The organism is Nocardioides cremeus (assembly GCF_030518195.1).
Taxonomy (GTDB): Bacteria; Actinomycetota; Actinomycetes; order Propionibacteriales; family Nocardioidaceae; genus Nocardioides; species Nocardioides cremeus.
Genome location: NZ_JAULSC010000327.1, coordinates 1 through 274, shown reverse-complemented (window position 1 = coordinate 274; position 274 = coordinate 1). Strand labels below are relative to the sequence as shown.

1 protein-coding gene and 1 pseudogene are annotated in these 274 nt (G+C 54.0%); both read right to left on the bottom strand.

Annotated elements, in window-relative coordinates:
• A partial coding sequence (locus QWJ41_RS21275) for a 50S ribosomal protein L18 (protein WP_302710496.1) occupies nucleotides 1-169 on the bottom strand: 169 nt, incomplete at its 3' end.
• Nucleotides 169-274, bottom strand: a pseudogene (rplF, locus tag QWJ41_RS21270) (50S ribosomal protein L6); the annotation flags it as partial. The pseudogene rplF and the gene QWJ41_RS21275, both read right to left, overlap by 1 nt.

Sequence of the window (274 nt, the reverse complement as noted above, 5' to 3'; positions counted from 1 at the left end):
CCTCCACGGTGGAAGCGCTGGCTAAAACTTTAATGCCGTCTGGGGTGAAAATTTGCGCATAAATATGCCGCGGCGTGCGATGCACACATAACCGGTGCACATACAGCCGGTTGATCCGCTGACGTATCGCCTGCTTGCGCCTGCCGCGTCGCTGCTCTTTGTTAACCATTATTTCTTCTTCGCCTCTTTCTGTATGACATGTTCATCGCTATAACGCACGCCCTTGCCTTTATATGGCTCAGGCGGACGGTAGGCGCGTATATCTGCCGCGACC